Annotated in this window: 14 protein-coding genes; 6 read left to right on the forward strand and 8 right to left on the reverse strand. The window is 60.5% G+C overall.

Translation table 11 applies throughout. The features are described from left to right. Positions 1-27 precede the first annotated feature (27 nt). Both OHL13_RS03020 and OHL13_RS03025 read left to right on the forward strand, forming a co-directional pair. A complete protein-coding gene (locus OHL13_RS03020; RefSeq protein WP_263408632.1) occupies positions 28-2,127 on the forward strand; it encodes a protein-disulfide reductase DsbD family protein in 2,100 nt (699 codons plus the stop codon). Continuing rightward, positions 2,124-2,501 (forward strand): YybH family protein, encoded by a 378-nt coding sequence (locus OHL13_RS03025; protein WP_263408633.1) that lies wholly within the window; start codon positions 2,124-2,126, stop codon positions 2,499-2,501. Before OHL13_RS03020 ends, OHL13_RS03025 begins: the two co-directional genes overlap by 4 nt. Before the next feature lie 64 nt (positions 2,502-2,565). Here OHL13_RS03025 and OHL13_RS03030 read toward each other — a convergent pair whose 3' ends face one another. The 8 genes from OHL13_RS03030 to OHL13_RS03065 all read right to left on the reverse strand — a co-directional run bounded on the left by OHL13_RS03030 (position 2,566) and on the right by OHL13_RS03065 (position 8,476). Further along, a complete protein-coding gene (locus OHL13_RS03030; protein WP_263409113.1) occupies positions 2,566-3,333 on the reverse strand; it encodes an SDR family NAD(P)-dependent oxidoreductase in 768 nt (255 codons plus the stop codon). A gap of 227 nt (positions 3,334-3,560) precedes the next feature. After that, on the reverse strand, positions 3,561-4,013 hold the full coding sequence (tadA, locus tag OHL13_RS03035) for a tRNA adenosine(34) deaminase TadA (protein WP_263408634.1): 453 nt from the start codon (positions 4,011-4,013) through the stop codon (positions 3,561-3,563). Between the two features lie 13 nt (positions 4,014-4,026). Continuing rightward, complete coding sequence (locus OHL13_RS03040) at positions 4,027-4,623, reverse strand: cytochrome P460 family protein (protein WP_263408635.1); 597 nt, start codon at positions 4,621-4,623, stop codon at positions 4,027-4,029. 92 nt (positions 4,624-4,715) lie between these two features. Further along, on the reverse strand, positions 4,716-5,333 hold the full coding sequence (locus OHL13_RS03045) for a phospholipase D-like domain-containing protein (RefSeq protein WP_263408636.1): 618 nt from the start codon (positions 5,331-5,333) through the stop codon (positions 4,716-4,718). A gap of 63 nt (positions 5,334-5,396) precedes the next feature. Continuing rightward, positions 5,397-5,996, reverse strand: coding sequence for an HD domain-containing protein (locus tag OHL13_RS03050; protein ID WP_263408637.1), 600 nt, complete (start codon positions 5,994-5,996; stop codon positions 5,397-5,399). Continuing rightward, positions 5,993-7,066: an agmatine deiminase family protein gene (locus tag OHL13_RS03055; RefSeq protein ID WP_263408638.1), complete on the reverse strand. Its 1,074-nt coding sequence runs from the start codon at positions 7,064-7,066 to the stop codon at positions 5,993-5,995. Before OHL13_RS03055 ends, OHL13_RS03050 begins: the two co-directional genes overlap by 4 nt. A 91-nt stretch (positions 7,067-7,157) precedes the next feature. Beyond that, positions 7,158-7,562 (reverse strand): hypothetical protein, encoded by a 405-nt coding sequence (locus tag OHL13_RS03060; RefSeq protein WP_263408639.1) that lies wholly within the window; start codon positions 7,560-7,562, stop codon positions 7,158-7,160. Between the two features lie 2 nt (positions 7,563-7,564). Further along, on the reverse strand, positions 7,565-8,476 hold the full coding sequence (locus OHL13_RS03065; RefSeq protein WP_263408640.1) for a carbon-nitrogen hydrolase: 912 nt from the start codon (positions 8,474-8,476) through the stop codon (positions 7,565-7,567). 258 nt (positions 8,477-8,734) lie between these two features. Here OHL13_RS03065 and OHL13_RS03070 point away from each other — a divergent pair, with 258 nt between their 5' ends. The 4 genes from OHL13_RS03070 (at position 8,735) to mdh (ending at position 14,583) form a co-directional block, all read left to right on the forward strand. Next, positions 8,735-10,165 carry a glutamine synthetase family protein gene (locus OHL13_RS03070; RefSeq protein ID WP_263408641.1) on the forward strand — a complete coding sequence of 477 codons (1,431 nt, stop codon included), beginning with the start codon at positions 8,735-8,737 and terminating at the stop codon, positions 10,163-10,165. Between the two features lie 296 nt (positions 10,166-10,461). Further along, positions 10,462-11,880, forward strand: a complete 1,419-nt coding sequence (locus tag OHL13_RS03075; protein WP_263408642.1) for an NADP-dependent isocitrate dehydrogenase — start codon at positions 10,462-10,464, stop codon at positions 11,878-11,880. A gap of 69 nt (positions 11,881-11,949) precedes the next feature. Continuing rightward, positions 11,950-13,443: a malate dehydrogenase (quinone) gene (mqo, locus tag OHL13_RS03080; protein WP_263408643.1), complete on the forward strand. Its 1,494-nt coding sequence runs from the start codon at positions 11,950-11,952 to the stop codon at positions 13,441-13,443. Between the two features lie 210 nt (positions 13,444-13,653). Continuing rightward, positions 13,654-14,583, forward strand: coding sequence for a malate dehydrogenase (gene mdh / locus OHL13_RS03085; RefSeq protein ID WP_263408644.1), 930 nt, complete (start codon positions 13,654-13,656; stop codon positions 14,581-14,583). Positions 14,584-14,591: the final 8 nt, after the last annotated feature.

The following is a 14,591-nucleotide window of genomic DNA, read 5'->3' on the forward strand; positions in this document are numbered from 1 at the left end:
AGAAACAGTCCTACAATAGAAATGACTATGAAATGGCTCAGCCGGTTCCTCGTTCTGTGGGCGGTAGTGTGCGCGTCTGGATACGCGCAGATTGAGCCCGTGGGCGATGGTAAGACCCCCGGGCCGTTGAAGGCGCAGCATCTGACTGTGGAACTGGTGGCCCAGCGTCCCTATGTTTACCCGAACGGCGAGTTCAACGCCGGACTGGTCTTCACGCTGGAAGAAGGATGGCACGTCTACTGGCTGAACGCCGGAGACTCCGGTGAGTCGCCGCACGCCAAGTGGACACTGCCCGCCGGCATCACTGCTACCGATCTGAAGTTTCCGGTTCCGGGGCGCCTCCCGCTCGGTCCGCTGATGGATTTTGGGTACGAGGAGGGTGTGACCTTCCCCTTTACCTTCAAGACCGCCGATAAGCTGAAGCCGGGCAAGGCACATGTTGAAGCCAAGGTGGACTGGCTGGTCTGCGCGCAGGTCTGCCTGCCGGGTAAGGCCATCCTGGGGATGGACCTGAACGTTCTGCCGGCGAAGCCTGCGGATGAGAAGCAGGAGGAGCCTGTCGGCGCGATCGGCTCGGCCCTGAAGAGCCTGCCAGTTCCGCTGCCGCAGGGATCGAAGGTTACCGTCAATGCCACGCCGGCAGAGTTGATTGTGACGCTGCACACGCCGGACAAGGGCGAGGTGTGGCAGTTCTATCCCTTTGACCAGGAACAGATCAAGAACGCGGCTGAACAGCGCGTGGAAGAGTTCCCCGGCGGCGTACGGCTGCACCTTGCCAAGGCCGAGGAACTGACGAAGAATCCTGCCGAATTGCATGGACTGATCAAGCTGGATGACGGCTGGGGTTATGAGTTCCGCGCTCCGGTCAGTACGGCCGTGGCCGAGGCGATCCCGGTCGAAGGCGCGGCTGGCGGCAGTACGAACGCGACACTGCTGGGCTTCCTGGGACTGGCATTTGTAGGCGGCGTGGTGCTGAACCTGATGCCGTGCGTCTTCCCGGTGCTGTTTCTGAAGGCGCTGGCCCTGGTGCAGAGCGCGGGCGAGGAGCGGAAGCGTCTGCGGGCGCATGGACTGGCCTACACGGCTGGGATTGTGGCCTCTTTTTGGGCGATTGTCGCGGTGCTGCTGCTGCTGCGCGCGGGCGGAAGCCAGCTCGGCTGGGGATTCCAGTTGCAGTCGCCGGGGTTTGTGGCGGTGCTGGCGGGCTTCCTGTTCTTCTTCGGGCTGTCGCTGGCTGGCATGTTTGAGCTTGGCCTTTCGCTGACGAGCGTGGGCGGCGGCCTGGCGCAGAAGCAGGGCATGACGGGCAGTTTCTTTACCGGTGTGCTGGCGACGGTGGTGGCCACTCCGTGCACGGCTCCGCTGATGGGTGCGGCAATTGGATTTGCGCTGGCGCAGCCGGCCTGGGTGACCTTCTCCATCTTTACGGCGGTGGCGCTTGGGCTGGCGGCCCCGTACATGGTGCTGAGCCTGCAGCCGGCGTGGACGAAGATATTGCCGAAGCCTGGCATGTGGATGGAGACGCTGAAGCAGTTCACCTCGGTGTTTCTATTCTTCACCGTGATCTGGCTGGTATGGGTCTTTGGCCGGTTGTTTGGCGAAGATGCGATGGATCGCTCGGCACGGCTGCTGGTTGCTCTGCTGCTGATTGCCATTGCTGGATGGGCGCTGAAGCGCTGGCAGGGCAAGTGGATCGGCGTGGCCATTGCGGTGCTGCTGATTGTGGGCGGGTTGGCGATTCCGCTCACCGGACAGAAGGCAGCCGAAGAAGAGAAGGCGCGCTGGGCTCCGTGGAGCGAGGCGGCTGTACAGCAGGCGCATGCAGAAGGGAAAGCGGTGTTTGTGGACTACACCGCGGCCTGGTGCCTGAGCTGCCAGGTGAACGAGCGCGTCGCGCTGAACTCAGACGAAGTGCAGGCGCGTTTCAAAAAAGGCAATGTGGTCTTGCTGAAGGCAGACTGGACGAAGTACGATCCTGCCATTACGGCCGCGCTGCGGGCGGTGGGCCGCAGTGGAGTTCCGACGTACGTGATCTACCCGGCGGGCGGATCGGCGAAGCCCGATGTACTGCCGGAGCTGCTGAGCAAGAGCATTGTGATCGACGCCTTGGACAAGGACCTGAAATGACCGCTGACGAACAGGCAATCCGGCAGGTTGTTGCCGACTGGATCACCTTCACGCAGGAAGAACGCATCGACGAGCTTGCCGATCTGATGACGGAAGACATGCTCTTCCTGACGGTGAAGCATCCGCCGATGACGAAGGCCGAGTTTGTGGCCGGTCACCGCAGTATGAAAGGGACCGTGAAGATCGAATGCCAGTCGGAAATCCATGAAGTTCGCGTGGAAGGGAACTTCGGTTGGTTGTGGCAAGAGCTTTCGGTAAAGTTCGCGATGGGCGATAAGGAGCCAGTGTCGATGAAGGGCAAGACCATGGGCATCTACCGCAAGGGCGAGGACGGCAAGTGGCGCCTGATGCGTGACGCGAACATGATGCCTTGAAAGGCAGTTCAGAGTTGTTTGTTGTGAGTGGGGACGCCTTTCAGGCGTCCCCTTTTCGTTGCCATTATTGCTCGTGGTAGTTCACCATCAGGCCGCCGTCCACCACGTAGGTACTGCCGGTGATGTAGGCTGCATCGTCGGAGGCAAGGAACGCAGCCAGCGCCGCAACATCCTCGGTCGTTCCAAGCCGGTTGAGCGGGATGTTCTTGAGCAGGGCGTTGAGCTTTGGCTTGTCTTCAAGAAGAGATTTGTTGATCGGCGTACTGATCGCTCCCGGCGCGATGTTGTTGATGGTGATACCAAGAGGACCCAGCTCCACGGCCAGGTTGCGCGTGAGCATGCGCACGCCGCCTTTGCTGGCGCAGTAGGTGGAGAAGTGCGGGAAGGCCATGTCCTCGTGCACGGAGGAGATATTGATGATGCGGCCGGGTCTCTTTTCATCGCGCAGGCGTCGCACAAAGGCCTGTGTCGCGAAGAAGACGCCCTTCAGGTTGACGTCGAGGACCTTGTCATAGTCTTCCTCGGTCACCTCCCAGAAATCGGCGCTTTTTTCCATACCGGCGTTGTTGACCAGGATGTCGCAGGAGCCTAGCTGGGCGTAAGTTGCATCGACCAGGCGCTGGGTCTCGGCAACCTTAGAGATGTCGGCCTGGACAACAATCGCGCGGCCTCCGGCCTTCTCGATCACGGTCTTCGTCTCCTCCGCACCCTTGGCATTGCCGCTGTAGTTGACGACGACGGCTGCACCTTCTGCGGCGAGGCGGATAGCGATGTCCTGACCAATGCCGGAAGACGAGCCGGTGATGATGGCAACTTTGTTCGTGAGACGCATATGCAAGGGTAGGATGCCATCTTTCAGGAGAAGGGCACTCTGCGAAGAGAAGCAAATCCATTCAGAATGACGAAGACAGGAAAGGCAAAAGCGGTCGCTCTGTGGTGATGATCGAACCCACCCCGGCTTTGCGAGGGGGGCGCACCCGGGGTTTGGGTAGGGAAAAGCGGGTCGTTCGCTGCGCTCAGGATGGACAGCAGGAAAAGCAAATCAGGCCAGCGAAAACGTTAGCGGCGGGCCCGGAAGAAGCTACGCAGCATCTCGCCGCACTCGTCCGCCAGCAGGCCGGGGAGGACCTCTACACGGTGATTGAGCTGCGGGTGATTCATGACCGAGAGCACTGACCCGCAGGCACCGGCCTTGGGGTCGGGCGCGGCATAGAGCAGACGCGCGATGCGGGCGTGCAGAATGGCGCCGGCGCACATGGAGCAGGGCTCCAGCGTGACGTAGAGCGCGCAGCCGGTGAGGCGGTAGTTCTTGAGCGCGCTACCGGCCTGACGAAGGGCGACGATCTCGGCATGGGCCGTGGGATCGCTGTCGCGCAGGACACGGTTCTGTCCGCGAGCGATAATCTCGCCTTCCGGGGAGACGATGACGCAGCCGATGGGAACCTCGCCGCCCTGCTCGGCAAGGCGGGCTTCGGCAATGGCTGCGTTCATGAACTCAAGATCATCCGGCACAGGTTCTGTTGTACTACTTTGCCGGTTCGGCCTGTTCGGCAAGGTATTCCTTGCTGAGCGTCTTTTTGTCGGTGGCGATGGGCAACAGCGTGGGGTAGAACTGCGTGAAGGTGGTGTCGACCGCTCCGTGGGCCTGGTGGCAGGTGTAGCAGCTCGCGGTCTTTGGGACGAGCGAAGCCGGGTTGCCACCGGGTTTGCCCCCAACGTAGAAGGACCACTCGTTCTTGTCCTTCACGTGGACCTCGGTGCGCAGTACGTTGGCACTTTGGGTGTGGCCGGTTTTGTTGATGGAGACCGGGTTCTCGGCAGTGCGAACTTCGAGGATCATGGTCGTCTTGTCGGGCCATGTACCGGTCTGCAAAAAGCTGCGGTAGGCCGTGGGATTGACGAAGACGTTATCAAAAATGGAATGGGCAGGCGGAGCGTTGGTGGCGCTGGTGGGCTGCGTGTAGGTCATGTCGATGCCGCTGGTCAGGTAGATCCACTCGCGATAGTTGGCGGGCACATTCAGCTTGCCGTCTGTGGTGTAGGTAGGCGCATCACTGGTGGCGGTGGTTTGTGCTGCGGCGGTGACGGCGAGAGCGGCTACAAAGGCAAGCTGGCGGAGCATCGGTGGGTCTCCAGACAAAGAAATAAGGTCTGCTGCGGTACCTGGGATACGTGAAACATGTGGGAATGGTTCCAGCGTATCCCAGGTATCCGCTATTGCGGGAGGGATTCATTGTCGGGGCGGGACCAGAGGGTGTTGAAGTTCTGCTGGAAGCGCTGGATGCTGGCCGGGTCGCGCAGGACGATGAGGTCATTGTCCTGCCGCTTTTCGCCCGTTGGCGAGAAGTTGGCCGAGCCGGTGCGGACGAACTTGCCATCGACGCAGTAGGCCTTCAGGTGCATGAGCGTGCGGGAGTGTTTGACGAGTACCTGCACGTTGGGCGTCTTCGCAAGGCGGAGGATAGCGGAGTTGGCATCATCGGCGTCGTCCATATCTTCCTGGTCGCTGGCGTTGCGGGAGCGGGACTTTTTCACCTTGTTGGCGCGGGCCAACTCGCCGTCGGTCTGCGTGTTGTCACGGTAGAGGCGGATCTTCACACCACGGCTGGCGGCGGAGACGAGTGCGTCGGCTACGGCAAGGTCCGTGAGCGCGTAGGCGTCGATGTCGATGGTCTTGCGCGCTTGGCCGATGAGGTCGATGTCGAGGTGCTCGAGGTTTTCGGCGGGGGCGTAGTGGATCTCCGCGGGGATGTTGGTCGGTGCGGCGGTGGGGAGTTGGTTGCAGCCGGTGAGCAGTGCTGTGGTAAGGAGCAGGGTGAGACGGGTGGTCATTGAGTTGAGTGTAGGAGAAAGTTGTGAGTTCTGAGGTGTGAGTTGTGTGGAAAGGCGGTCGCGCTAGTACAGGTTGTCGCCGGCTTCTTCGTTCAGGTGCATCAGGAACTTGGTGAGAGTGCGGATGCGGGGCTCGGCGAGTTCGCGGGTGCGGTCAAGGCGGATCTTTGCGGGCAGGTTGTCGAGGGACTTCTTCAGTGAGTCGCGTGCGTTGGTAAAGGTGACGAAGCGCGTGTCGGAGCCGAGTTTGGCGAGGGTTCGCGTGATGCCGATGGCACCGAGCTGTTCGAGGATGTCGGCGTCGCGGACGAGGGTGGCTTCGAGGGTCTGCGGATCGTCGTGTGGCTGGTGCTGGCGGATGACATCGAGGACGGCGGGGATCTTCTCTTCGGGGAATCCGGCCTCGCGCAGAATAGAGGGAGACTTCTCGCAGGTGTAAGCAACGTGGTCCCATTTGGCGAGCGCCGCTTCGTCTTCCGGACGGTGGCCGATGAAGACACCTAGGTCATGCAGGAAGCAGGCAGCGAAGACGATGTCGTCGTCGTAGGTGAGGCCTTCGCCGATTTGCTGTGTGAGCGCGTAGAGGCGGGGCTGGTGGCCGTACTTGTGCTGGGGCTGAGCGTTGGCGTGAAGATACGCAGCTATGGATTCGTGCCAGCTCATGCCGGTTCCTGCTGGGTCATGCAATGCAGGGCTCCGAGGCCCCAGATGAAGTCGCCGCAGTGGATGCCGACGATCTCGCGGTCGGGGAAGCATTCGGCCAGGGTGTTGAGGGCGATGCGGTCATTTTTGTCGTTGAACGTGGGCACCAGCACCAAGCCGTTGGCGATGTAGAAGTTGGCGTAGCTGGCCGGGAGGCGCTGGCCCTCAAAGATAACGGGCGAGGGCATGGGCAGCGTCTTAATCTCGAACGGCTTGCCGGCGAGGTTGCGGGCGGCGTGCAGGCGTTCCAGGTTCTCGGCCAGTGGCAGGTGGTTTTCGTCGTGGGTGTTGGGCTCGATGGCGGTGACGATGGTGTTCTCGCCCACGAAGCGGGAGATGTCGTCGACGTGGCCGTGGGTGTCGTCTCCGGCGCAGCCGCGGTTCAGCCAGATGACCTTCTCGATGCCGAGATAGTCGTGGAAGGCCTGTTCGAGCTGTTCGCGGGAGATGCCGGGGTTGCGCTGCTGGACTTCGGAGAGGAGGCACTCTTCGGTCGTGAGCAGGATGCCCGCGCCGTTGGTGTCGATGGATCCGCCTTCAAGGACGAGGCGGTGGTCGCCTACCTTGGGCTCAAAGCTGGTCATGCCGTAGAGCTTCGAAACGTGGCCGGGGATCAGGTCGTCGTTGAGGTAGTTGTCGTACTTGGCCCAGGCGTTGAACTTCCAGTTGGTGAGGGCGATTTCATCAGCGGGGTTCTTGACAGAGCCGTCAGCAATTTTCTTGATAAAGATGGGGCCGGAGTCGCGGAGCCAGACGCGGTCGGTGCGCCAGTGGTGGAAGTGCAGGCGTGCGAGGTTGGCTCCGGCGCGGCGCAGGATGCCGGTGGCGCGCTTTTCGGCGGTGGCGTCATTGACGAGGATGTTGACGTCCTCGACGCGGGAGAGATGGCGGACGATCTCGGCATAGACCCACGGGATGGGCTGGAACTTGGCCGGCCAGTCTTCGGCGTTGTGGGGCCAGGCGATCCAGGTGGAGGTGTGGGGGGCCCATTCGGCGGGCATGCGGTATTGGTGGGTGCTGGGAGTCGTCATGGTGTAGTTCTCAGTGCTCTGTTGTCAGTTCTCAGGGGATCGCGCTTTGCGCGATATTCCCGTCCATGCTGCGCATGGACGGGGTATCCGGTTATTGGCCAATACGAATTTCGATTTCCTGTTTTGCTTCTCTTGGGCCACCCCAGCTGTTTTCTTTGAACTGCTGAACGACATAATCGATTTCTATGCGAGAGCCCACAACATACAAAGCGTCAAGCGATGGATCGGAAACCCAGCGAGTCCATTTGGAGATCGTACCGTTAGGGGCAAGGATATCTACCATAGGCCAATCTCCCATGCTTCCCATGTAGACGTTGGTGATCTTGCCTTGGAGCGTGATACGAGGTAATGCCCCGGTTTCGATGTTTCCCCACCATTCGGGGCTTCCGAAGAGACCGTGCGTCTGCTGAAACCCAAACTCTTTAGTCGTCAGAGTGGCTTTCTGGACTTGCTCGATTTTCTTCTTGTCATCGACAAGTCGGTATACGGATTGCATTGTTAGTCGATAAACCTGCTGGTGATGCCGCCGTAGGCGTCGATGCGGCGGTCGCGGAGGAAGGGCCAGTGCTGGCGGGTGACTTCGACGAGTTTGGGGTCGAGGTCGGCTACCAGGATGTCTTCTTCGTCGTGCGCGGCCTGCTTGATAATGCGGCCGAAGGGATCGGCGATGAAGCTGCCACCCCAGAACTCGAGGCCTGCGCCTTCCGGTCCCTTGATGTCGTTCACATCTCCCTGCTCATGGCCGACGCGGTTGACCGCACAGACAAAGACGCCGTTGGCAATGGCGTGGGCGCGCTGGATGGTCTGCCAGGCGTCGTACTGCGCTGTGCCGAACTCTTCCTTCTCGCTGGGGTGCCAGCCGATGGCGGTGGGGAAGAAGAGGATGTTCGCGCCCTGCAGTGCGGTGATGCGTGCGCCTTCGGGGTACCACTGGTCCCAGCAGACGAGTGTGCCGATGTGAGCGGCGGAGGTCTCCATGGCCTTGAAGCCCAGGTCGCCCGGCGTGAAGTAGAACTTCTCGTAATACAAGGGGTCATCCGGGATGTGCATCTTGCGGTAGATGCCGTGGATGTTGTCCTTTGTGGTGGCGGCGTGGTCCAGGATGGCGGCGGTGTTGTGGTACAGGCCAGGGGCGCGGCGCTCAAACAGCGAGGCGACCAGGGTTATCTTGTGCTCGCGGACGACGGCGCTGAGACGCTCGGTCGAGGGGCCGGGAATGGACTCGGCGATCGAGAAGAGGGCGTGGTCCTCGCGCTGGCAGAAGTACTGCGCGCGGAAAAGCTCCGGCAGGCAGATGAGCTTTGCGCCTTCTTTGGCGGCTTCTGCGACGAGGTTGGCGGCCTTCTCAAGGTTGGCGTCGGTCGATGCCGAGCAGGACATCTGGATAAGGGCTGTGCGAGTCGACTTCATCAAAAAATCCTTCTCACTCCGGGGGCTGACAAGCAGGAGCCGGGAATCGTACTTTGCCGGGCGGCGTTTCCACGCACCCATCCCTCTAGTTTCGCAGATTTCGGACGAAAGGACTGTGAACCGCCCCGCCGTTTCTGATAGTTTGGAGCTTGGACGGGCGCGTTTTGCCCGGCCATGCAGGGTTCTCCCAAAACAATTCACGCTTTACCTGCGGCGGCTCTGGAATGGCCGATGGCGCAGGAGACTAGAAGGAGTCGTATGTCCGGCGAATACCGTGATTTTCTGGAGCTCAGCTATGGTGAGCTCGAAGACCTGAACCTCGCAGCCAAGGAACAGCGCAAGAAGCGTGTCGCGGCGGATGTGATCCAGGAAGAGCGGATCAAGTATCTGACCGATGAAAAGCGCATCAAGGCTGTCACCGTGGTCTTCAGCGACCTGGAAGGCCGCCTGCACATGCTGGACTACGACAAGAAGTTCCTGGTCAAGAGCTTTGACAACCTGACCTTCGACGGTTCGTCGATCCGCGGCTTTACCGCACAGCGTGAGTCGGATCTCCGTCTGGCCATCGACTGGAGCGCCTTCTACTGGACCCCCGCCGACGTCTTCGGCCCGGGTAAGGTCATCGTCTTCGGTGAGGTCATCGACAAGAACGGCGGCACCTACGCTGCCGACCTGCGTGGCGTTCTGAAGGCCTATGCGCAGGAGCAGTTCCAGAAGAACGGCTACACACTGAACGCGGCCAACGAGATCGAAGGCTTCCTCTTCGACGGTATCGACGCCGAGCGCACCTTCCACCAGACCGGCAAGTTTGAGTACGTCAACCATGGCGGCTATTACCACTCGCTGCCGGGCGACCCGCTGCGTGAGTTTATTGACACCACCGCCGAGATTCAGCGCGCGATGGGCTTCGAGAACGAGAAGGACCATCCGGAAGTGGCTCCTTCGCAGTTTGAGATCAACTACACCTATGGCGATGCCGTTACGGCTGCTGACCAGATCCAGCTCTACAAGCTGATCTGTCGCCAGGTAGCTACGCAGATGGGCATGACGGCGAGCTTCCTGCCGAAGCCTGTGACCGGCGTCAATGGCAGCGGCATGCACACCAACATCTCCATCACCAAGGGCGGTAAGAACCTGTTCTGGGATCCGAAGGGACAGGAGAAGATCTCTCCCATGGCCTGGAAGTTCGTTGATCGCATCCTGACGCATGGCAACGACATCTGCCTGCTGCTGAATGCCAGCGTGAACAGCTACCGTCGCCTGGATCCGCACTTCGAAGCCCCGAACCAGATCAAGGCTTCGGCCACCGATCGTGGATCGATGGTTCGTATTCCGATCGGCAACGAGAAGTCGGCCCGTGTTGAGGTTCGCTCGGTTGGACCGGATGCGAACCCCTATGCTGTGCTGTTCGCCTGCTTCAAGACCGGCCTCGACGGCGAGATCTCGAAGATCAAGAACCTGCGCCAGGCCGAGCGTTACCTGCCGGACAACATCTACACCGCTCTCGAGAACTTCCGCGGTGCAGAGTGGACCGGCACGCTGCTGGGTGAGGATGTGAAGGCCCGCTACGCCGACCTGAAGCAGGCCTCGGCCGACCGCTGCCCGCGCCTGCTGGGCACCGTCGTCAAGTCCAGCGAAGTGCAGTTCCACCACGACGTCTACAACCAGCTCCTCTGGGGCCAGTTCTAAGACAAACCCATTTCATCAAGCAAAAGGCCCGGATATTCTGGGCCTTTTGCTTTTGCGATGGAAGAACACCCGCAAAGGAGAATGCAGATGAGTTCTGCCTCTTCTATTTCCAATACGACGGACGCATTCCCGGAAACCCATATCTGCCATCAGCCGATGGCGATTTCGTGCGTTGTACGAAGCGGTTGGCTTGCTCCATCTCTTGTTCGATAAACGGACAATGTGTGCGAATTTTGCATATGTCTGTTTCGCGGTGGTAACTTGGAAGTGCAAATTTTTCACCGGAGAAACTGATCATGCAAGAGAGCTATAACGGTATTGCGGTCCCCAGGGACGGCGAGGCGATTCAGTACGTCGACGGCAAGTACACGGTGCCCGACAAGCCAATTATTCCGTTCATCGAAGGCGATGGTACGGGCCGCGATATCTGGAAGGCCTCGCAGCGCGTGTTCGACGCCGCGGTTGAAAAGGCTTACGGCGGCAAGCGTGAAGTGAAGTGGTTTGAGGTGCTGGCCGGTGAAAAGAGCTATCGCCAGACCAACAACTGGCTGCCGGATGACACCGTCAAGGCGACGATGGACTTCCGCGTCTCCATCAAGGGACCGCTGACGACCCCCGTTGGCGGCGGCATCCGTTCGCTGAATGTGGCCCTGCGCCAGCTGATGGACCTGTATAGCTGCGTCCGCCCGGTAAAGTACTATGCTGGCGTGCCCAGCCCGGTAAAGGCTCCGGAGAAGTGCAACGTCACCATCTTCCGCGAGAACACTGAAGACATCTACGCGGGCATCGAGTTCCGTGAAGGCACTCCTGAAGCCGCCAAGGTGCTCTCGTTCCTCAACGACGACATGCTGAAGGGCGGCAAGAAGAAGATCCGTCTGGATTCGGGTATCGGCATCAAGCCGATCTCGATCACCGGATCGAAGCGCCTGGTGAAGTCGGCGATTGAGTATGCGATCAAGAACGGCCTGACGGTGGTGACCCTGGTACACAAGGGCAACATCCAGAAGTTCACCGAAGGCGCTTTCCGTGAGTGGGGCTACGAAGTTGCCACGCAGGAGTACCGCGACAAGGTGGTAACCGAGCGCGAGAGCTGGATCCTTGGCAACCTGGACGCGAACCCGAAGCTGACGCCGGAGGAGAACGCCGCCCTGGTTGAGCCGGGCATCGAGTTCGCTCCGAAGGAGTTCGGCGACAGCATCGTGGCCGAGGTGAAGCAGGTTCTGGCCGAGATCGGCGAGACGCACGGCAATGGCAAGTGGAAGTCGAAGATCATGATCAACGACCGTATTGCCGACTCCATCTTCCAGCAGATCATCATCCGTCCCAGCGACTACCAGGTCCTGGCGACGACGAACCTGAACGGCGACTACATCTCGGATGCGGCAGCGGCGCAGGTCGGCGGTCTGGGCATCGCTCCGGGCGCGAACATCGGCGACGGCTACGCTGTCTTCGAGGCAACGCACGGCACGGCTCCCAAGTACGCGGACAAGGACGTGATCAATCCGGGCAGCGTCATGCTCTCCGGCGTGATGATGTTCGACTTCCTCGGCTGGACCGAGGCGGCCCGTCTGATTGAGAACTCCATGGAAGAGACCATCAAGCAGAAGTACGTGACCTACGACTTCGAGCGCCAGATGCAGGGAGCGACCAAGGTGAAGACCAGCGAGTTCGCCACCCGCATGATCGAAAACATGGACAAGGTCGCCAGCAAGTAAGCAGGCACGAGCAACAGGGGCGCGCCTTGCGATTGCAGGGCGCGCCTTTCTTAATATCGGGAAGGTGAAATGACGGTTGAGATTGCTCCTCGCGAGCAGGTAGACATCGTGTTGATCGGAGCCGGCATCATGTCGGCCACGCTGGGTACGCTGCTGCGCCAGTTGGACCCCTCGCTGTCAATTCTGTGCTTTGAAAGCCTGGACCGCGTGGCGGCCGAGAGCTCAGACGCGTGGAACAACGCGGGCACCGGTCACGCCGCCTTTTGCGAGCTGAACTATACGCCGCAGAAGCCCGACGGCTCGGTGGGCATCGCGAAGGCGGTCCAGATCAACCAGCAGTTCCAGGAGTCGTTGCAGTTCTGGACCTACCTGGTAGAGCAGGGCAAACTCGACAAGCCGCAGGACTTCATCACGCGCGTTCCGCACATGAGCTTTGTGACGACGGACAAGAGCGTAAGCTTCCTGCGCAAGCGGTATGAAGCTCTCAGCAAGAACCCACTCTTCCGAGAGATGGAGTACACCGAGGACAAGGCGAAGATCGCCGAGTGGGTCCCGCTGATGATGAAGGGCCGCGACATGAGCCGGTCAATGGCGGCCACGCGCGTGGAGCACGGAACGGACGTCGACTTTGGCGCGCTGACCCGCAAGCTGTTTGCGTATCTGCTGACCAGGAAGCAGGCCCGCCTGTGCCTGCGGCATCGCGTCACTGACATCCGCCGCAGCAAGGAATGCCGCTGGGATGTGAATGTGAAGAGCCTGGTGACGGGGCGTGAGTCCACCGTCTGCGCGAAGTTTGTCTTCATCGGCGCCGGTGGCGGAGCTCTGCCGTTGCTGCAGGATGCAGGCATTGAAGAGGGCAAGGGCTACGGCGGCTTCCCGGTCAGCGGACAGTGGTTGCGCTGCACGAATCCGGAGGTCGTGGCGCAGCACTCGGCCAAGGTCTACGGCAAGGCTTCCGTGGGCGCTCCACCTATGTCCGTGCCACATCTGGACATGCGCATGACCAACGGCAAGAAGGAGTTGCTGTTCGGGCCGTATGCGGGCTTTACGACCAAGTACCTGAAGCATGGCTCCTACCTGGACATGATCAAGTCCGTGCGGCCCAGCAACATCCTCCCGATGATCAAGGCGGGCCTGGATAACTTGGACCTGACGAAGTACCTGATCAAGGAAGTGCTGCAATCTCCTGGCGACCGCCTAAAGAGCCTGCGCAAGTTTGTGCCGGATGCGAAGCTTGAAGACTGGGAGCTGGCCATCGCCGGGCAGCGGGTGCAGATCATCAAATCGCACCCGAGCAAGGGCGGCGTACTGGAGTTCGGCACCGAGGTCATCCGCGACGCCGAAGGCTCGATTGCGGCCCTTCTTGGAGCGTCTCCAGGGGCCTCTACGGCGGTCAGCATCATGCTGGGCATGGTGGAGAAGGGAATTACCGTTATGAGCCCGGAGAAGGCCAGGGAGAAGCTGGCGGAGATTATTCCGTCGTTCGGCAAGCAGCTTGACCAGGAGCTCGATCTGCTGGACGCGGTGACGGCACGAAGCCGTGCGGCGCTGGGCATCGGCTAAGCAATCAACTGTTTGTCATCTCGACCGAAGCGTAGCGCAGTAGAGAGACCTGCATTCCAGAGTGCAGGTTTCTCCGCTCCGCAAGGCGGAAATGCAGCCTTGCTCCGGTCGAAATGACAAAGCATGATGATCCATTTTCCTGTTGCAGGTAGAGCGGCCAGCGTGATCCGTGGTAGTTTGGTTCCCTGATTTTTGGAGGGATACCGGCGCATGCGGAAGAAGATCACGATTGTTGGTGCAGGCAATGTAGGCGCAACCGCGGCAAACTGGATTGTAGAAAAAGAACTCGGTGACGTAGTGCTTGTTGACGTAGCCGAAGGCATACCCCAGGGCAAGGCGCTGGACCTGCTGGAGGCCATGCCGATTGAGAAGCGCGACTGCTCGGTGATTGGCACCAACGATTACGCGGAGACGACAAACTCTGACGTGGTGGTCATCACGGCAGGCATTCCGCGCAAGCCGGGTATGAGCCGCGATGACCTGTTGCAGACCAACTTCAAGATCATGAGCGACGTGGTGAGCAAGGTGATAGCCGTCTCGCCAAACTCCATCCTCGTCGTCGTCTCCAACCCCCTGGATGCCATGGCGCAGACCGCCTTCAAGCTCAGCGGCTTCCCGCGCGAGCGGGTTATCGGCATGGCGGGCGTGCTGGACTCGGCCCGGTTCCGGACGTTTATTGCCGAAGAGCTTCATGTCTCGGTGGAGAACGTTACGGCCTTTGTCCTTGGCGGCCACGGCGACACCATGGTGCCGCTGCCGCGCTACTCGACGGTGGCTGGTATTCCCATCACCGAGCTGATTCCGGCAGACCGTGTGGAGGCGCTGGTGCAACGCACCCGCGACGGAGGCGCGGAGATTGTGAAATACCTGAAGACCGGCTCGGCGTTCTATGCCCCCTCAGCCGCTGCAGTGGAGATGGTCGAGGCCATCCTGAAGGACAAGAAGAAGATTCTGCCCTGCGCCGTGTACCTGGAGGGCGAATACGGCATCAGCGGACTCTACGTCGGTGTGCCGGTCAAGCTGGGAGAGAAGGGCGTGGAGCAGATCATCGAAATCAAGCTGACAGCCGACGAACAGGCCGCGCTGAATCGCAGTGCGGATTCGGTGAAAGAGCTTTGTGGCGTGATTGGGATGGCTTGAAGGCAGTT

The organism is Terriglobus tenax, from assembly GCF_025685395.1.
Taxonomy (GTDB): Bacteria; Acidobacteriota; Terriglobia; order Terriglobales; family Acidobacteriaceae; genus Terriglobus; species Terriglobus tenax.